At 67.9% G+C, this 16,972-nt stretch carries 17 protein-coding genes and 1 pseudogene; 7 read left to right on the forward strand and 11 right to left on the reverse strand.

The annotated features are described in order from the left end of the window. Positions 1-6 precede the first annotated feature (6 nt). From FFI87_RS19200 to FFI87_RS19215, 4 genes are read left to right on the forward strand one after another with little or no spacing between them, the layout of a single operon-like run. Entirely contained in the window at positions 7-318 is a 312-nt protein-coding gene (locus FFI87_RS19200; RefSeq protein ID WP_011659514.1) for a sarcosine oxidase subunit delta, read from the forward strand. Next, positions 315-3,326: a sarcosine oxidase subunit alpha family protein gene (locus FFI87_RS19205; RefSeq protein ID WP_012366770.1), complete on the forward strand. Its 3,012-nt coding sequence runs from the start codon at positions 315-317 to the stop codon at positions 3,324-3,326. Before FFI87_RS19200 ends, FFI87_RS19205 begins: the two co-directional genes overlap by 4 nt. Beyond that, positions 3,316-3,945: a sarcosine oxidase subunit gamma gene (locus FFI87_RS19210; protein WP_138849482.1), complete on the forward strand. Its 630-nt coding sequence runs from the start codon at positions 3,316-3,318 to the stop codon at positions 3,943-3,945. Before FFI87_RS19205 ends, FFI87_RS19210 begins: the two co-directional genes overlap by 11 nt. Beyond that, positions 3,942-4,382, forward strand: a complete 441-nt coding sequence (locus tag FFI87_RS19215) for a dihydroneopterin aldolase (protein ID WP_006749884.1) — start codon at positions 3,942-3,944, stop codon at positions 4,380-4,382. The genes FFI87_RS19210 and FFI87_RS19215 overlap by 4 nt, the downstream gene beginning before the upstream one ends. Before the next feature lie 166 nt (positions 4,383-4,548). On the opposite strand, the pseudogene FFI87_RS19220 reads toward FFI87_RS19215, so the two are convergent. The 7 genes and pseudogenes from FFI87_RS19220 to FFI87_RS19255 form a co-directional block, all read right to left on the reverse strand. Further along, positions 4,549-4,689, reverse strand: a pseudogene (locus FFI87_RS19220) (alkene reductase); the annotation flags it as partial. Between the two features lie 134 nt (positions 4,690-4,823). Next, complete coding sequence (locus FFI87_RS19230) at positions 4,824-5,222, reverse strand: lysozyme inhibitor LprI family protein (protein ID WP_138849481.1); 399 nt, start codon at positions 5,220-5,222, stop codon at positions 4,824-4,826. A gap of 33 nt (positions 5,223-5,255) precedes the next feature. Further along, entirely contained in the window at positions 5,256-5,942 is a 687-nt protein-coding gene (locus FFI87_RS19235) for a lytic transglycosylase domain-containing protein (protein WP_138849480.1), read from the reverse strand. A gap of 219 nt (positions 5,943-6,161) precedes the next feature. Further along, positions 6,162-6,929 (reverse strand): ABC transporter permease, encoded by a 768-nt coding sequence (locus tag FFI87_RS19240; RefSeq protein ID WP_012366767.1) that lies wholly within the window; start codon positions 6,927-6,929, stop codon positions 6,162-6,164. Next, a complete protein-coding gene (locus FFI87_RS19245) occupies positions 6,926-7,864 on the reverse strand; it encodes an ABC transporter ATP-binding protein (protein WP_012366766.1) in 939 nt (312 codons plus the stop codon). The genes FFI87_RS19240 and FFI87_RS19245 overlap by 4 nt, the downstream gene beginning before the upstream one ends. Beyond that, positions 7,861-9,039 (reverse strand): ABC transporter permease, encoded by a 1,179-nt coding sequence (locus tag FFI87_RS19250; protein WP_138849479.1) that lies wholly within the window; start codon positions 9,037-9,039, stop codon positions 7,861-7,863. The genes FFI87_RS19245 and FFI87_RS19250 overlap by 4 nt, the downstream gene beginning before the upstream one ends. Then, entirely contained in the window at positions 9,036-9,956 is a 921-nt protein-coding gene (locus tag FFI87_RS19255) for an ABC transporter substrate-binding protein (protein WP_138849478.1), read from the reverse strand. Before FFI87_RS19255 ends, FFI87_RS19250 begins: the two co-directional genes overlap by 4 nt. A gap of 166 nt (positions 9,957-10,122) precedes the next feature. Between FFI87_RS19255 and FFI87_RS19260 the strand changes: the two genes are divergently transcribed. After that, positions 10,123-11,055 carry a 2-hydroxyacid dehydrogenase gene (locus FFI87_RS19260; protein ID WP_138849477.1) on the forward strand — a complete coding sequence of 311 codons (933 nt, stop codon included), beginning with the start codon at positions 10,123-10,125 and terminating at the stop codon, positions 11,053-11,055. Between the two features lie 16 nt (positions 11,056-11,071). Here FFI87_RS19260 and FFI87_RS19265 read toward each other — a convergent pair whose 3' ends face one another. The 3 genes from FFI87_RS19265 to FFI87_RS19275 form a co-directional block, all read right to left on the reverse strand. Beyond that, on the reverse strand, positions 11,072-11,260 hold the full coding sequence (locus tag FFI87_RS19265; RefSeq protein ID WP_138849476.1) for a hypothetical protein: 189 nt from the start codon (positions 11,258-11,260) through the stop codon (positions 11,072-11,074). 107 nt (positions 11,261-11,367) lie between these two features. Further along, the gene (locus FFI87_RS19270; RefSeq protein ID WP_138849475.1) at positions 11,368-13,323 is read right to left on the reverse strand and encodes a Xaa-Pro dipeptidyl-peptidase; all 1,956 of its coding nucleotides are present in this window, start codon (positions 13,321-13,323) and stop codon (positions 11,368-11,370) included. Between the two features lie 602 nt (positions 13,324-13,925). Continuing rightward, positions 13,926-14,264 carry a helix-turn-helix domain-containing protein gene (locus tag FFI87_RS19275; protein WP_138850226.1) on the reverse strand — a complete coding sequence of 113 codons (339 nt, stop codon included), beginning with the start codon at positions 14,262-14,264 and terminating at the stop codon, positions 13,926-13,928. 78 nt (positions 14,265-14,342) lie between these two features. Here FFI87_RS19275 and FFI87_RS19280 point away from each other — a divergent pair, with 78 nt between their 5' ends. Further along, entirely contained in the window at positions 14,343-15,245 is a 903-nt protein-coding gene (locus tag FFI87_RS19280; protein ID WP_006757373.1) for a hypothetical protein, read from the forward strand. Between the two features lie 277 nt (positions 15,246-15,522). Beyond that, a complete protein-coding gene (locus tag FFI87_RS19285; protein ID WP_006749871.1) occupies positions 15,523-15,753 on the forward strand; it encodes a hypothetical protein in 231 nt (76 codons plus the stop codon). A 117-nt stretch (positions 15,754-15,870) separates the two neighbouring features. Here the strand turns inward: FFI87_RS19285 and FFI87_RS19290 are convergent, their stop codons facing one another. Next, positions 15,871-16,878, reverse strand: a complete 1,008-nt coding sequence (locus FFI87_RS19290; RefSeq protein WP_138849474.1) for an aldo/keto reductase — start codon at positions 16,876-16,878, stop codon at positions 15,871-15,873. Positions 16,879-16,972 lie beyond the last annotated feature (94 nt).

Consider the following 16,972-nt stretch of genomic DNA (forward strand, 5'->3'; position numbering starts at 1 on the left):
AGAAACATGTTGCTGATCGAATGTCCGTGGTGCGGGCCGCGCGCCGAATCCGAGTTCACGTGCGGCGGTGAAGCCGACATCGTGCGCCCGGTGGCGAACGAGAACATGACCGACCGCGAATGGGGCGAATACGTGTTCATGCGCGAGAACAAGCGCGGGCTGCACCGCGAGCAGTGGCTGCACACGCAGGGCTGCCGCCGCTGGTTCAAGGTCACGCGCGACACGGTGACCTACGATATCAAGGGCTACGAAAAGTTCGGCGGGGCTGCCAACGGCGCCGCTGCCGGCAACGCACACGAAGAGGGCACGAGCAAATGAGCCAGAAAGACCGCCTCGGCACCGGGGGCCGCATCAATCGCGCGATTCCGCTGACGTTCACGTTCAACGGCCGCACGTATCAGGGCTTCCAGGGCGACACGCTCGCGTCCGCGCTGCTCGCGAACGGCGTGCACTTCGTCGCGCGCAGCTTCAAGTACCACCGTCCGCGCGGGATCGTGACGGCGGACGTCGCGGAACCGAATGCCGTCGTGCAGCTCGAGTCCGGCCCGTACACGGTGCCGAACGCGCGCGCGACCGAGATCGAGCTGTACCAGGGCCTCGTCGCGACGAGCGTGAACGCCGAGCCGTCGCTCGAGAACGACAAGTACGCGATCAACCAGAAGTTCTCGCGCTTCATGCCGGCCGGGTTCTACTACAAGACCTTCATGTGGCCGCGCAACATGTGGCCGAAGTACGAAGAGAAGATCCGCGAGGCCGCCGGCCTCGGCAAGGCGCCCGAAATGCTCGACGCCGATCGCTACGACAAGTGCTACGCGCACTGCGACGTGCTCGTGGTCGGCGGTGGCCCGTCGGGCCTCGCCGCCGCGCATGCGGCCGCGACGGCCGGCGCGCGCGTGATCCTCGTCGACGACCAGCGCGAGCTCGGCGGCAGCCTGCTGTCGTGCCGCGCGGAAATCGACGGGAAGCCGGCGCAGCAATGGGTCGAGAAGATCGAGGCCGAGCTGCGCAAGCTGCCCGACGTGACGATCCTGTCGCGCAGCACCGCGTTTGGTTACCAGGACCACAACCTCGTGACGATCACGCAGCGCCTGACCGATCACCAGCCGGTGTCGATGCGCAAGGGTACGCGCGAGCTGCTGTGGAAGGTCCGCGCGAAGCGCGTGATCCTCGCGACCGGCGCGCACGAGCGTCCGATCGTGTTCGGCAACAACGACCTGCCGGGCGTGATGCTCGCCGGCGCGGTGTCCACCTACGTGCATCGCTACGGCGTGATGCCGGGCCGCAACGTGGTCGTGTTCACGAACAACGATCGTGCGTACCAGACCGCCCTCGACCTGAAGGCGTGCGGTGCGAAGGTGACGGTCGTCGATTCGCGTGCGTCGTCGAACGGCGCGCTGCCTGCCGCCGCGAAGCGGCAGGGTGTGACGGTGATGAGCGGTGCCGTGGTGACGGCCGCTTCGGGCAAGTGGCGCGTATCGTCGGTCGACGTCGCGTCCTACACGAACGGCCAGACGGGCAGCAAGTTGCAGTCGCTGCCGTGCGACCTCGTCGCGATGTCGGGCGGCTTCAGCCCGGTGCTGCACCTGTTCGCGCAGTCCGGCGGCAAGGCGTGCTGGAACGACGAGAAGGCGTGCTTCCTGCCGGGCAAGCCCGTGCAGGCCGAGGCGAGCGTCGGTGCGGCGGCGGGCGAGTTCGGTCTCGCACGTGCGCTGCGGCTCGCACTCGACGCGGGCGTCGAAGCGGCGAAGGCCGCCGGCTTCGCGGCTGCGCAGCGCGTGGCCGCGCCGCAGGTCGCCGAAACCGTCGAAGGCGCGCTGCAGCCGTTGTGGCTCGTCGGCAGCCGCGAGGACGCCGCACGCGGGCCGAAGCAGTTCGTCGACTTCCAGAACGACGTGGCGGCCGCCGACATCCTGCTGGCCGCACGCGAAGGCTTCGAGTCGGTCGAGCACGTGAAGCGCTACACCGCGATGGGCTTCGGCACCGACCAGGGCAAGCTCGGCAACATCAACGGGATGGCGATCCTGGCGCAAGCGCTCGGCAAGACGATTCCCGAAACGGGCACGACGACGTTCCGCCCGAACTACACGCCGGTGTCGTTCGGTACGTTCGCGGGCCGCGAGACCGGCGATTTCCTCGACCCGATCCGCAAGACGGCCGTGCATGAATGGCACGTCGAGCACGGCGCGCTGTTCGAGGACGTCGGCAACTGGAAGCGGCCGTGGTATTTCCCGAAGAACGGCGAGGATCTGCATGCGGCCGTGAAGCGCGAATGCCTCGCAGTGCGCAACGGTGTCGGCATCCTCGACGCGTCGACGCTCGGCAAGATCGACATCCAGGGTCCGGACGCGGTGAAGCTGCTGAACTGGATGTACACGAACCCGTGGAACAAGCTCGAGATCGGCAAGTGCCGCTATGGGCTGATGCTCGACGAAAACGGGATGGTGTTCGACGACGGCGTGACGGTGCGCCTCGCCGACCAGCATTTCATGATGACGACGACCACCGGCGGCGCGGCGCGCGTGCTCACGTGGCTCGAGCGCTGGCTGCAGACCGAATGGCCCGACATGAAGGTGCGGCTCGCGTCCGTCACCGATCACTGGGCGACGTTCGCGGTGGTCGGCCCGAAGAGCCGAAAGGTCGTGCAGAAGGTGTGCCAGGACATCGACTTCGGCAACGAGGCGTTCCCGTTCATGAGCTACCGGAACGGCACCGTCGCGGGCGCGAAGGCGCGCGTGATGCGGATCAGCTTCTCCGGCGAGCTCGCGTATGAAGTGAACGTGCCGGCCAATGCGGGCCGCGCGGTGTGGGAAGCGCTGATGGCGGCCGGTGCCGAGTTCGACATCACGCCGTACGGCACCGAGACGATGCACGTGCTGCGCGCGGAGAAGGGCTACATCATCGTCGGCCAGGACACCGACGGCTCGGTCACGCCGTACGACCTCGGGATGGGCGGGCTCGTCGCGAAGTCGAAGGACTTCCTCGGCAAGCGCTCGCTGTCGCGCTCGGATACGTCGAAGGAAGGCCGCAAGCAGTTCGTCGGCCTGCTGACGGAAGACGAACAGTTCGTGCTGCCGGAAGGCGCGCAGATCATCGCGAAGGACACGCAGGTGTCGACGGTCGATCCGACGCCGATGATCGGCCACGTGACGTCGAGTTATTACAGCCCGATCCTGAAGCGCTCGATTGCGCTGGCGGTGGTGAAGGGCGGCCTGAACAAGATGGGCGAGAGCGTCGTGATTCCGCTGGCCAACGGCCGCCGTATCACCGCGAAGATCTCGAGCCCGGTTTTCTACGATACCGAAGGGGTGCGCCAGCATGTGGAATGAAACGAGAAACCAGACGCCGGTGGCAGGCGCGGGCGTGACGCTTGAATCGCCGCTCGTCGGCTCGGCCGATGTGCTGAAGCCGCACCAGGCGCGCGCATCGAAGAAGTTCACGCTGCGCGAGCGGCCGTTCCTCGATCTCGTGAACGTGCGCGGCGAGCTGAGCGACCCGGCATTCGTCGGCGCGTTCGAGCGCGTGGTCGGCTGCCGGCCGCCGTCGGCGCCGAACACGGTGGCGCGCGCCGCCGAGTACGACGTGCTCTGGCTCGGTCCCGACGAGTGGCTCGTGCGCTCGAACGGGCCCGTCCAGGCGGGCGTGCTCGAGGCGCAGCTCGCGGAGGCCGTGCAGGGTTCGTATGCGGCGGCCGTCGATGTCGGCAGCGGCTACACGGTCGTCGAGGTCAGCGGCGAACGCGTGCGCGACGTGATCGCGCGCGGCTGCCCGCTCGATCTGCATCCGCGCGTGCTCAAGCCGGGCCAGTGCGCGCAGTCGCACTACTTCAAGTCGCCGATCACGCTGATCCCGACCGGCGACGATACGTTCGAGATCGTCCTGCGTCGCAGCTTCGCCGACTATTTCGTGCGGATCATGCTCGACGCCGCGGCGCCGCTCGCATCATGAAGCCGTTCGACGAACCGTTCGTGGCGATCGACGCGCCGCGCCTGCGCGGGCGCGGGTGGAGCGTGTTCGTCGACGAACTGAAGGTGCCCGCGCGAATCGGCATCCACGCGCACGAGCACGAGGCGCCGCAGCCGATCGTGATCGATGCGCGGCTCGGGTATCGCTGCGAGCCGAGCGAGCAGGGCGAGTGGATCGACTACGACGGCTACTGCGCGCGTGTCGCGTCGTTCCTGTCGCACAAGCCGCATACGCGGCTGCTCGAAACGCTCGTCGCCGATCTCGCGGTGCTGTCGTTTCGCGAATGGCCCGCGCTGGAGTCGCTGACGCTGTCGATGTACAAGCCGAAGATCCGGCCGGGGACGAAGCGCGTCGGCGTGTCGCTCGACTGGACGCGCGGGGATTACCTGCGGTGGACGGGGGCGGCGGGGCAGTTGTGAGCGAGTGATGCCCGCTCGCGGGCGATGCGGTCAATTCGAGGCGGCGGCGCGGAAGCGTCGCCGCGTTCGTTTTAATTCCTGAAATATCGGAATAATTGGGCTTTCGGCCGGCAATTGCCGCGACACCGATCCTGCGTGTCGCGGCTATCGCCCAAAAACGGCTTCGTTACGCCGCAGCCGCGCCGCTTAGCGCCGGATAGTCGACATACCCGCGCGCATCGCCGCCGAAGAACGTCTCGCGCTGCGCGTCGTTCAGCGGTGCGCCGATCTTCACCCGCGTCACGAAATCCGGATTGGCGAGCACCAAAGGGGAGCCGATTCCCGCCTATGTGATGACGGAAACGCGCCTGCTGCCCGCGGAAACGCAGCATTTCATCGAGTTTCTGCGCGCGCATTTCGCGCAGGCATGACGGGCGGCATGCACAGGCGTCCAATCGTCGATCACTTCTGCGCCGGTTGCGGCGCGTTCTCCAGCGCTTCCCATTTCTTCAGGATGCCCACGCGTGCCTGGCTGAAGTCGACCCAGCAGTTCATCCACGCGTCGCTCGGGATCATCTGCTGCGGATTGGCGGCTTTCACATAGTTGCAGGTGTCGCCGGCGAAGCGGGTCCAGCTGGCCTGAGACTTCGCGAGTGCGCCGGCGGCGTCGGGGTTGCGCCGTTTGAGCGTGCGCTCGAGCGACCGGTACGCGCTGTCGACTTCCTGCTGGTTGCGGTCGACCACGCAGGCCCGCACGTTGTCCATTGTCGGGCCTTGATGCTCGCAATCGACAGCGGCGATGGCGCAGGCGGGGCCGATCGCCAGCGCGGCGACAGCAAGGAAGCGGATGGCGTGGCGCATGGCAGGACCGTCGGGCGAAGGGGCGCGGTGCGCTTACTGGCGGTTGCGGGCCGACGCCGGGTTCGACGCCTCGCTGACCGGCACCATGCGGCCCTTCGTATCGTTCGGGGCTGTCGGGTTTTTGTCGGCGCTCGCATCGTCTTCGGGTTCGAGCACGAAGCGGAACGCGTCGACTCGCTGCATCACCTTCGCCGCATACGCATTCGATCCGCCGTAGCTCTTGAGCCCGGCCTGCACATTGCCGCCGGCTGCCCGCACATAGCCCGACAGGATCCTGGAGCCGGCCTCGACGTTCGCATTCGGCTCGGTCAGATCCTTCACGTTGCGCAGCAGGCCGCGGTGGGCGGCCGGCACGACCTGCATCAGCCCGGTCGCGCCATGCTGGCCGCGCGCCTTTTCCTGGAAACGCGATTCGATCGAGATAATCGCGTAAACGAGTGCGGGAGGCAGCGAATATTTCGTCGCAGTGACGCTCACGATATCAGCGAGCCGCGCGGCGCGCTCCTTCGCGAGGCCGAATTTCTTCGTCAGGTACGAGGTGATGCGACGGTTTGCTTCGTTCGGCTGATCGTTGGCGTTGGCGAGCGGCGCAGATGCCGCGACCGGTGCGGATGCGGCCGCTTCGGGCGCGGACGCAGGCAGCGCAGGCGCCTGCTGCGCCGAAGCCTGTTGCGCAATGCCGAGCGAAAGCACGATCAGCCAGAAAAACCGTCGTCGCATGGTGTAGTGCGGGGAAATGGGAGGCGCACAGTATATCGGCCAATCGTCTGACGCGTTTGAGCACGGGCTCGAATGAAAGCATGCTGTAGGCTTGTATCGCCGCACGCCGTCCGCAGACGGGATCGTTGCACGTACACGCATCGGAGTCCGGATCAAGCCCGCCCCGATTTTTTGTCGCGCCGTCTTTTTCGCGGGCAGAGCCGTGACGCCAGGTGCGTGCTACGGCCGCCGCGCACTCGCCACCCGTGCCAGCGCGCCGATCGCATCGCTGACCAGCACGGCGAGCAGCCCGACGATCACGCCGCCTTGCAGCACGAAAGCCGTGTTCGAGGTCTGCAGGCCCGCGATGATGACGTCGCCGAGCCCGCGCGCGGCCACCGTCGACCCGATCGTCGCGGTCCCGAGATTGATGACGACCGCGAGCCGGATGCCGTTCACGATCACCGGAAACGCGAGCGGCAGCTCGACGGAAACCAGTTGCTGCCAGCCGCTCATCCCCATCCCGCGCGCGGCGTCGACGACGTCGCGCGGCACGTCCTCGAGCCCCGCGATCGTGCTCTCGAAAATCGGCAGGAGCCCGTACAGAACGAGCGCGATCAGCACGGGTTTCAACCCGAAGCCGACGGCCGGCACGGCCAGCGCGAGCACGGCGACCGGCGGAAAGGTCTGGCCGATGTCGACGACGCTGCGCGCGACCGGCAGGAAATCCGCGCCAGCGGGGCGCGTGACCGCGATGCCGGCCGCGATCGCGATCAGCATGCCGATCAGGCTCGACAGCGCGACGGTGCCGAGGTGCGCGAGCGTGAGGTCGAGCAGGCTCGCGCGATCGTAGATGACCGGCGCGCCGTTGTCCGCGAACGGCGCGAACACGCCCTGCAGCCACGCGGGACGCAACAGCAGCACGAGCAGCAGCGCGAGCGCGGCCGCGCGCGCGACATACGCGGGCAGCCGCCGCGGCAGGGGTGAACGCGCGGGCCGCGTCGTCATGCGGGCTTCCTCGCGTGCGCGCGGATCGCGCCGAGCGTGATGCGGCGTGCATCGCGCCCGTTGCCGTCGTCGACCGGCAATGCGTCGACGCCGCGCCACAGCAGCTCGGACACCGCATCGCGCAGCGTGCGCGTCGCGGCGATCGGTTCGCCGTCGGCGTGACCGGATTCGGCCACCGCATCGATCGGCGTCAGCGCGAGCAGGCGCAGCGGCCGGTCGACGCCCGCGACGAGCTGTTCGACCACACCTGCCGCCGGCTTGCCGAGAATCTCCGCCGGCGACGCGACTTGCAGCAGCCGGCCGCCGTCCATCACGGCGATCGTGTCGCCGAGCTTCAGCGCTTCCTCGATATCGTGCGTGACGATCACGACCGTGATGCCGAGGCGGCGCTGCAGCGCGTACAGGTCGTCCTGCGCCTTGTTGCGGATGATCGGATCGAGCGCGCCGAACGGCTCGTCCATCAGCAGCATCGCGGGCTCGGCCGCGAGCGCGCGCGCGACGCCGACACGCTGCTGCTGGCCGCCCGACAGTTCATGCGGCAGCTTGTCCGCGAATTCGGACGGCGCGAGGTGAAACAGTTCGAGCAGTTCGCGCACGCGCGCGTCGATGCGCGCAGCCGGCCAGCCGAGCAGGCGCGGCACGGTCGCGATATTGCGCGCGACGCTCCAGTGCGGGAATAGACCGTGCCCCTGGATCACGTAGCCGATGCGCCGCCGCAGCTGCTCGGGCGGAACGCTCGCGGTGTCGACGCCGTCGATGCGGATCGTGCCGCTGGTCGGCGCGATCAGCCGGTTGATCATCCGCAGCAGCGTCGACTTGCCGCTGCCCGATGCGCCGACGAGCGCGGTGATCGTGCCTTGCTTCATCGTCAGCGACACGTCGTCGACGGCGACGACGTCGCCGAAGCGTTTGCCGAGGCGTTCGATCTCGATCATGCGGTACGTCCCTTCGCGAGCGTGGTCGCGGCTTCGAACACGACGGCGGCTGCCAGCGCGAGGGCGATCGTCGGGATCGCGCCGAGCAGCACGAGATCGGCGGCCGATTGCCCGATCCCCTGGAAGATGAAGGTGCCGAATCCGCCGCCGCCGATCAGCGCGGCGACCGCGGTCAGGCCGATGTTCTGCACGAGCACGATGCGCACGCCGCTCAGGATCACCGGCAGCGCGAGCACGAGGTCGACACCGAGCAGCCGCTGCACGCGCGTCATGCCCATCGCGCGTGCCGCTTCGGTCACATGCGGCGGCACCTGCTCGAGTCCGACCACGACGCTCGACGCGATCGGCAGCAACGAGTAGAGAAACAGCGCGAGCACGGCCGGCGCGACGCCGATCCCGCGGATGCCGAGCGCGGCCGCGAGCGGCACGTGCGCGGCGAGCAGGCCGAGCGGCGCCATCATCAGCCCGTACATCGCAATGCTCGGGATCGTCTGCACGACATTGAGCACCGGCATCACGACGGTGCGTACCGGTGCGATCCGCGCGCATGCGATGCCGAGCGGCACGCCCGCGACGAGCGCGGCCGCGACCGAGCCGCCCGCGAGCGACACGTGCCGGGTGGCCTCGCGCCAGAAGTCGTCGCTGCGCACCGCGTATTCGCGCATCACGGAAAGGCCGTCCCACCAGCCGCTCGCGAGCGGCACCGATATCGCCGCGATTACGACCGCGAGCGCGACGAGGCGCCGCCACGGGCCGAATGCGAGCCGCGCGAGCGCGTCCGCAACGAGCACGGCCCACGCGAACAGCAGCAGCCAGACGCCTGCCGCGGGCGACACGCGCGCGAGCATGTCGTCGGGCGCGACGACATGCGCCGCGGCCGCGCCGACCGCATACGCGAGCGTCGCGAGCCACGTCGAGCCGGCCGCGAGCCGCCATGCGGGACGGCTCGCCGTCATCGCCCACAGCGCGCCGACGATCCACAGTGCAGCGAGCGCGGCACCCTGCGCGGACGGCAATGCGGCGAATACCGACAGCCCCGTGCCGGCCGCGATGCGGTTCGGCCGCAGTACCATGAACGGCATGCCGACCACCGCGACGATCGTCAGGACACCGATCAGAATGCCGACCTTGTCGAGCGTGATGCGCCGCGCGGACGCCACGGCGCGACCCGTCACTTGACGAAGCCCTTCGACTTCAGATAGCTCTTGGCCACGCCGGCCGCCGGTTCGCCATTGATCTGGATGCGCGCGTTCAGCGTCTGCAGCGTCTTCAGGTCGAGGCTCGCGAACACGGGCTTCAGGTAGTCGGCGATCTGCGGATGCGCCTTCAGCGCGGCTTCGCGAATCACCGGCGTGGGCGCATAGACGGGCTGCACGTGCTTGTCGTCGTCGAGCACGATGAGGCCGCTCGACGCGATGCCGCCATCGGTGCCGTACACCATCGCGGCGTTCACGCCGTCGGTCTGGTTTGCGGCGGCCTTGATCGTCGCCGCGGTGTCGCCGCCGGACAGCACGACGAGCTGGTCGGGTTTCAGCTTGAAGCCGTATGCCTTCTCGAATGACGGCAGCGCGGATGGGCTGTTCACGAATTCGGCCGACGCGGCAAGCTTCACCTTGCCGCCGCCCACGGTCCACTTGCCGAAATCGGAGAGGGTCTTCAGGTGCTGAGATTGCGCGACGGGCGCGAGCACGGCGACGCCCCACGTATTGTTCGCGGGCGCCGGTGTGAGCCAGACGAGATGGTTCGCCGCGTAGTCGAGCTTCTTCGCGGTGTCGTAGCCCTGGCTTGCGTTCTTCCACGCGGGATCGTCGGCCTTGTTGAAGAAGAACGCGGCGTTGCCCGTGTATTCGGGGTAGATGTCGATCTCGCCGCTCGTCAGCGCCTTGCGTACGATCGGCGTCGTGCCGAGGGCGATCTTTTCGGTGACGGGGATGCCGTGGGCCTTCAGCACCTGCGCGATGACGTTGCCGAGCAGGTTGCCTTCGGTATCGATCTTCGAGGACACCACGACGGGCGTGTCGGCATGCGCACCGGGCGCGACGACGGCGGCGAGTGCGAGGCCCAGGATCCGGGCGGGCAGGGCGAGTTTCATCAAGGCCAATCTCCAGGACGGGGGCGTACGCCGAAAGTTACTTGACTGAGCCGGCTTTGGCAAACCGCATGCGGCGGCGTGCCCACAGCCCGTGTGGGGATTACCCGCATCGGTCATGCGGGCTTGTTACACTGAAATCCGTTCCCGCCTGCGGACACTTGCTGACATGAAGCCAGAACTGCTGGTCCTCATCGCATTGCGCGGCGAAGCGCATCGCGAGATCGCCGCGTCGTTCGACGTGCGCCATGCCCCCACCGCCGACGAACGCGAACGCGCGATCGCCGAACACGGCGGCACGATTCGCGCGGTACTGACCAACGGCAGCACGGGCCTCGCCGCTGCCGACATCGACCGCCTTCCGCGGCTCACGTTCGTGAGCGCGCTCGGCGCGGGTTACGAGCATATCGACGTCGCGCATGCGAAGGCGCGCGGCATCACGGTCGTCACGGGCGCCGGCACCAACGACGATTGCGTCGCCGACCACGCGTTCGCGCTGTTGCTCGCGACGGTGCGCGATGTCGTGCGGCTCGATGCGAAAACGCGCGCGGGCGTGTGGCGTGAAGGGCTGCCGATGCCGCCGAACGTATCGGGCAAGAAGCTTGGCATCGTCGGGCTCGGCAAGATCGGCGAGAAGTGCGCGCGCCGTGCGGCCGGCTTCGACATCGAGGTCGGCTATCACAGCCGTTCGCCGAAGGACGCTGCGCCATACCGCTATTTCGACCGGCTCGACGCACTCGCGCAGTGGGCCGATTTCCTGATCGTCGCGACGCCGGGCGGCGCGGGCACCCGGCACCTGGTCGATCGCGCGGTGCTCGACGCGCTCGGCCCCGGCGGCTTTCTCGTCAACGTGTCGCGCGGCAGTGTTGTCGATACCGCTGCTTTGGCGGACGCGCTGCGCGAGAAACGCATCGCGGGCGCGGGGCTCGACGTGTACGAAGGCGAGCCGGAGCCGCCGCGCGCGCTGACCGGTCTCGACAACATCGTGCTGACGCCGCATATGGGCGGTTGGTCGCCCGAGGCGCTTGACCGGTCGGTCCAGCAGTTTCTCGACAATGCCGCCCGGCATTTTGCCGGGCAGGCGGTGCTGACACCGTTGTGAGCGTGCCGTTCTGTGGTCAGGCCGCGGTCGATCCGGGCTTTGCAGAACGGCGGCAAGCGGCCATGTGAATCCGCTGGCGACGCGCATCGGCGTCGCCTAATCGGACATGCGCTACCGGCGCGTGCGCGGCCGGCATCTCGACCTCATCGCGCAGGTTCAGTACTGAAACAAGAATCGGCACGAACAATGAGATCTGGAACGGCACGCCGTCACGGCGCCGGAGCAACAACGCGTTGCTCGGCTGAACCGATGAGCCGCGCACCGCCGGGCAACGCGCGAGCGAAGCACGGGGTGCGCGGCCACATTACAGCGTCAGGACGACACCAGCGGCACCGTGACCGACGTGCCCGCCGGATCGAGCGCGAGACCCGTGCCCGGTGTCGGCCGCAGCGTCGCCTCGTTGTCGCTCGACAGCACGACGAGGCCGAGCTTGTGACCCGCTTCGAGCTTGTAGTCGCGCGGCATGAACGTCAGCTTCAGGTCATACGGCATCCCCGGCAGCACGGGCTCCGAGAACCAGTCCGACAAGCGATTGCGCGGATCGGTCCATGCGCGCGTGACGATCGTCGCCGTGCCGTCCGGCGCGCGGTCGACCAGCAGCGCCGTCACGTTCGCGACGCCCGTGAAGGTCAGCCGCACGCGTGCGGTCGCGGTGCCGGACAGACGCGTCGCGGCCGTGAACGGGGCCGTCTCGAAGCGGCCGCGATGCTCGCCGGTCGTGGCGTTCGCCAGCGTGAGCGCGGGGATCGACGCATCGTCGGTGAAGCGCGCGAGCGGCCCGCCGCTCGGCATCCGCAGCAGCGTGCCGGTGCCGGCGCCGTCGCCGCCCGCGAAATACGCGACCGGCGTGGCATGCCGCGCGGCCCAGTCCGCTTCTTTCAGCAGCGTGCCGTCGGCCTGCTCGACCACCGCGCGCGGATCGCGATCCACGCCGTTGTCGACGCCGATCAGGTAGCGCGTGAACCAGCGGTTCACCTCCGCGGTCCACGCATCGGCCATCGCCGGCACGCGGGTCGGGTCGGTATGCTTCAGCCGATGCAGCCACAGCTGCGTCGGCACGCCCTGACGCCGCATCGCCAGATACCACGACGTCGACTGGTCGGTGCGCACGTTGTCGTCGGTCAGCCCTTGCGCGACGAGTGCGGGCGCGACCGCGTACGCGGTCGGAATGTCGCGCGCGGCCCAGAACGGCGAGTAGTTGCCGGTCTTGCGGTCTTCCTGCTGCAGCGCCTCGTCGATCAGGTGCGTGCAGCGCTCCGGATGCGCATTCGTCAGCAGCGCCTTGATATAGACGTCGACGTCCTCGCCCTGATAGCCCTCCGGCGCGCGCACGAGCCCGCCCGAGCGGTAGTAGCCGTACATGTTCGACAGCCCGGCGACCGGCACGATCGCGTCGAGCCCGCGCGTGCGCAGGCTCGCGACCATCTTCGGCAGCGTGCCGTCGTACGACACGCCGTACATGCCGACGTGGCCCGTCGACCAGTTCGCGACGACCGGCTTGCCGTTCGCATCCTTCGCGGTCGCATCGCGGCCGAGCCAGCGGATCACCGACGCCATCGCGACGGATTCGTCGCGCGTGAGGATCGTCGGGCAGCCGTCGGAACCGGCGGTGCCGAGCGAATCCGCATAGACGATCGTGAAGCCGCGCTGCACGAAATACCCTTCGATCCATGAGCGGCCGGCCGCGGCCGCTTCGAGCTGCTGCAGCATCCGGACTTGCGGCGCGGCGGCCATGATCCGCGCGGACGCGCCGCCGGGCGCGGCTGCCGCCGCGGCGGGATGCGGCGTGCCGTCGAGTTCGACGTCGACGTCGTGGTTGGGGCTGTCGGCGAGCCCGGCGTAGTACGGGCTCGCGAGCACGATGACCGGCGTGCGCGCGCCGTTTGCGGTTTCGGACGGACGCACGATGCGCACGTGAATGCGGTCGCGCGTACCGTCGCCGTCGGAATCGACCGGCGTGTCGACCCACGCGTTCTCCTCGATCGTGCCGCCGGACAGCGACGGTTGTACCTGGCCGTTGCTGATCACCGGCCGGTAGCGTCCGCCGCTGGCAGGATTCGCATACGGAACGCCGGAAGGCGACACGCGCCCCGATGCGTTGTCTGCCGAGGCAGAGCTGTCACCCTGTTGATCCTGACCTTGACTCTGCGCGAGTGCGGATACGCCCGCCACGCTGCCGCCGTCGTCACCGCCGCATGCGGCGAGTGTCGCCGCTGCGACGAGCGCGGGTAGCCACGCGCGACGCGATCCTCTGAAATGAAATTGCATTGCCGACCTCGTTCTTGTGATTGTGTGTGGACGACCGGTCCGCGATACACCCCCTGCGGGCCGGGCCGATTACTGCCTGCAACGAAGAGGAAACTGCACCATCGGGAAAGCGGCAGCGCCACGCATGCGCGTCACGCAGGACTGCGAATCAAATGCACGAAGCATGCCGCGCGTCCTTCCAGCTGAAACGGAACGACATCATTCGATGAAACGGGGATGTTGCGAGCTGCGGTGCTGCGCTGCGGAAACACGACGCGACGCGCGTGCGGCGACGGAATGAAACGGATCGGCGGTTTCGGCCGCGCCGCGCATCGTGATGGCTTGCCGGTTCGCGTTTGCTTTCCGGAAGCTTGCGCAAAACTTATCTCAGTGAAATCGTCGTGTCAAACTTTTTTAACCGCCGGTAAATAAAGTTTCAGCGGGTGGCCGACGGGGACGTGTGGTGCGATTGCGATGCGCATGTACGGCGACGTGCTTGCGCTTGCTCCATGTCGCATCGCCCGATGCAAAACGGGCGATGACGAATCGTATTCGCCACCGCCCGCCCGTTACGTGCCGTCAGCCTTCCTTCCAGTCACGCCGTCATGAACGCATGCGCGCCGTCACCGTTCGTCGGCCTTCGCCTGCAGATCCTTCAATCCCTGTATCACGACCAGCAGCGCGCGCCCGTGCTCGTCGGAGCCGTCCCATGCGTCGACGATCGCGTCGCGCAGCAGATCGTTGTAACGGCGGCGCACCGGGCCGGTATCGACGCCGTAGAAACTGCATAGCTTGTTGAATGGCCCGCTGCGGCGCAGCCGATGCCCGTTCGACAACCGAAGGCGCGAGACGGTCGGCTGGCTGACCCCGGAAAGTCGCGCAATTTCGCTGGACGAGCGCGTGTCCGCCATCAGACGGCGTAACAGGTCTTGTACAGGAAAATCGTGGTCCGGGGCTTCCATGCGATGCATTATACCTATACAGTTACGGTTGTTGAATGGGCTTGCTGTCACCAGCGAGGCTGTATCCCGAGAAAGTCGATGACACTGAAACATCTCCCTCCCACGTTCTGCTGGACGAAGATCGGTACCGAGTCCGGCGAGGAACTGCCGACCGTCGTGCTCCGCAAGGAATGGGAGCGCCGGCTCGGGGGCGGGCGTTTTCTGTGGGGCATCAACCAGCCGCTCGGCAGCAGCGCGCAAGTCGCCGCGCATCGCACGGGCTCGCTGCTCGCGCTGTTTTCGCCGGTCGCGGCGCGCACGCGTTCGGGCGAGCGCAGGCGCGAGGACGCGCTGCTGTGGAATGCATGGGTCGATGCGAGCGGCCAGGTGCGGCCGCTGCCGCCGCACACGTTCATCGCGAGCCGCTCGACGCTGCCGTCGGGCCGGCGCCGCGAACAGCACTACGCGCTCGTCTGCGTATCGTCCACCGCGCTGACGGTCGGCACGCAGTTGCGCGTGTTCCCCGATCATCTGCGCAGCGTGAGCACCGGCAAGCCGCTCGGCGTCGCGCAGGGCGCGGCCGTGGTCGACTGCATCGGGCGTGCGAAGGAGCAAACCGGCAAGAGCTATCCGCTCGCGCTGTCGGTCGAACTCGAAGCGCCGTATTTCGTGCGGCTCGCGCAGCCGTGCGTACTGAAGGCGCGCGATCTCGCCGACGTGAACAAGGCGACGCGGGCCGGCGATTTCGATCGCTTCGTCGAACTGGTCGCGCGCTTGCGCGGCCGGTCGCCGACGGATGCCGTGCGCGGCGTCACGCGCGACCTGTTCGACGTGCCGCCGATCGAAACGGCCGCCGCCTACGTCGCGCCCACGCATGCCGGCCGGCTGCGCAGCCGGCCGGCGGTCGAGCATCCGCGCGAGCTCACTGGTGATCTGTTCGATCTGTCGTCTGAAGCGGCCGCGTTCGGCGGTCTCGCGCATCCGCGCATCGGGCGCGCGTGATGTTGGCGCCGCTCATGGGCGGCGCGCGATGCGGGAAGGAAAACTGATGCACGCGCAACGACCCGTGCCTGTGTGGCCGCCATTTCGGCGCGCGCAAGAATTTGTTGCAATCTCGCCGTAGCGGATTGGCGAGCGTCGCGCGACAATCGCGACCGAAGCACGCCGCACGGCGGACGTGCGTCCACAGCCTGCCTGCCGTCGTTCACGCCGCCGACATGCGCAACACGCACACTGAGCGTCGGCTTGCTTCACACAGCAACCTGAGGGAGAAGTGTCGATGTCGACCCACATCTGTTCGCGGGAAGCACGGGCCGCCCAGCGCTTCGTCGAAGCGACGCGCAACGTCGATCAGGCGTTTCGCGCGGTGCGCGGCGAAAGCGACGACGACATCTCGTCCGGCGAATATGCACGCGCGATGTCGCGTCTCGATCGCGCGCTGGACGAACTGGCGCGTGCGCAGGAATTCTTCGATCGTGTGGTGAACGCCGACGCGGCGCACGGCAACTGAATTCGCGGTTTCTGCTTCCGCTTTCATCGCCGTCGCTTTCCGTTTTTCGTTTTCGTTTGTTTACCGCGTCGCGCCACGCCCGGCGTGCCGACGCGCCACCGCGTCAGCAGACGCACCTCACACCTTTCGCCCTTCGACCGGATAGCCGGGATCCGTATAACCGTGCGTCGACGCATGCCCCGGCGGCACCAGCGAATCGACGAAGCGTTCGTCGTCGGGACCGAGCTCGAGCGTCAGCGCATCGATATAGCTGTCCCAGTGCGCCTCGGTGCGCGGCCCGGCGATCGTCGAGCTGACGATCCGGTTCTTCATCACCCACGCGAGCGCGAACGCGACGGACGTCGTGCCGCGCGCCGCGGCATGCGCGGCCACCTGCTGTGCGATGTGCAGCGACTCGGGCCGCCATTCCGTCTGCTGGATGCGCCGATCGCCGCGGCCCGCACGCGAATCGGCGGGCGGTTGCGTGTCCGGCGCGTATTTGCCGGTGAGCACGCCGCGCGCGAGCGGGCTGTACGGAACGACGCCGATGCCGTAATGCGCGGCCGCCGGCAGCTGTTCGACCTCGGCCGTGCGATCGACCAGGTTGTACAGCGGTTCGCTCGCCACCGGACGATCGATGCCGAGCTGGTCGGCGATGCGCACGATTTCGGCGATGCGCCAGCCCTTGAAATTCGACAGCCCGACGTAGCGCACCTTGCCTTGCCGGATCAGGTCGGCCACCGCGCGCATCCCTTCTTCGAGCGGCGCATCGGTCAGCGTGCGATGGAAATACAGGATGTCGATGTAATCGGTGGCGAGCCGCTTCAGGCTCGCGTCGACCGATTCGTAGATCCATTTACGCGACTGGCCCTGACGGTTCGGCCCGGCATCCGGCGCGGCCGGATAGCCGAACTTCGTCGCGACGACCCAGCTGTCGCGATGCCGCGCGATCGCGCGGCCGACGATTTCTTCCGAGCGTCCGGCGTGGTAGACGTCGGCCGTGTCGATGAAGTTGACGCCCTGGTCGAACGCCTTGTCGATGATGCGCGCCGACGTCGCTTCATCGGTTTCGCCGCCGAACATCATCGTGCCGAGACACAGCGGCGACACCTTCAGCGCGCTGCGCCCGAGATAGCGGTAATCCATGCAAGAGGCTCCATGCGGGCGAGCGCCCGTGTTGGTTAGACATCGACGATGGTAGCCACCGGCGTGCTTGTCGATAATCCCCGGTAATGTGCAT

Origin of the sequence: Burkholderia sp. KBS0801 (genome assembly GCF_005937855.2) — a bacterium.
Classification (GTDB): domain Bacteria; phylum Pseudomonadota; class Gammaproteobacteria; order Burkholderiales; family Burkholderiaceae; genus Burkholderia; species Burkholderia ambifaria.

Bases quoted from the DNA above. Each gene is read 5' to 3' on its own strand.
- FFI87_RS19200 (WP_011659514.1), top strand. From the start codon at position 7: ATGTTGCTGATCGAATGTCCGTGGTGCGGGCCGCGCGCCGAATCCGAG.
- FFI87_RS19205 (WP_012366770.1), top strand. From the start codon at position 315: ATGAGCCAGAAAGACCGCCTCGGCACCGGGGGCCGCATCAATCGCGCG.
- FFI87_RS19210 (WP_138849482.1), top strand. From the start codon at position 3,316: ATGTGGAATGAAACGAGAAACCAGACGCCGGTGGCAGGCGCGGGCGTG.
- FFI87_RS19215 (WP_006749884.1), top strand. From the start codon at position 3,942: ATGAAGCCGTTCGACGAACCGTTCGTGGCGATCGACGCGCCGCGCCTG.
- FFI87_RS19230 (WP_138849481.1), bottom strand. From the start codon at position 5,222: ATGCGCCACGCCATCCGCTTCCTTGCTGTCGCCGCGCTGGCGATCGGC.
- FFI87_RS19235 (WP_138849480.1), bottom strand. From the start codon at position 5,942: ATGCGACGACGGTTTTTCTGGCTGATCGTGCTTTCGCTCGGCATTGCG.
- FFI87_RS19240 (WP_012366767.1), bottom strand. From the start codon at position 6,929: ATGACGACGCGGCCCGCGCGTTCACCCCTGCCGCGGCGGCTGCCCGCG.
- FFI87_RS19245 (WP_012366766.1), bottom strand. From the start codon at position 7,864: ATGATCGAGATCGAACGCCTCGGCAAACGCTTCGGCGACGTCGTCGCC.
- FFI87_RS19255 (WP_138849478.1), bottom strand. From the start codon at position 9,956: ATGAAACTCGCCCTGCCCGCCCGGATCCTGGGCCTCGCACTCGCCGCC.
- FFI87_RS19260 (WP_138849477.1), top strand. From the start codon at position 10,123: ATGAAGCCAGAACTGCTGGTCCTCATCGCATTGCGCGGCGAAGCGCAT.
- FFI87_RS19270 (WP_138849475.1), bottom strand. From the start codon at position 13,323: ATGCAATTTCATTTCAGAGGATCGCGTCGCGCGTGGCTACCCGCGCTC.
- FFI87_RS19275 (WP_138850226.1), bottom strand. From the start codon at position 14,264: ATGGAAGCCCCGGACCACGATTTTCCTGTACAAGACCTGTTACGCCGT.
- FFI87_RS19280 (WP_006757373.1), top strand. From the start codon at position 14,343: ATGACACTGAAACATCTCCCTCCCACGTTCTGCTGGACGAAGATCGGT.
- FFI87_RS19285 (WP_006749871.1), top strand. From the start codon at position 15,523: ATGTCGACCCACATCTGTTCGCGGGAAGCACGGGCCGCCCAGCGCTTC.
- FFI87_RS19290 (WP_138849474.1), bottom strand. From the start codon at position 16,878: ATGGATTACCGCTATCTCGGGCGCAGCGCGCTGAAGGTGTCGCCGCTG.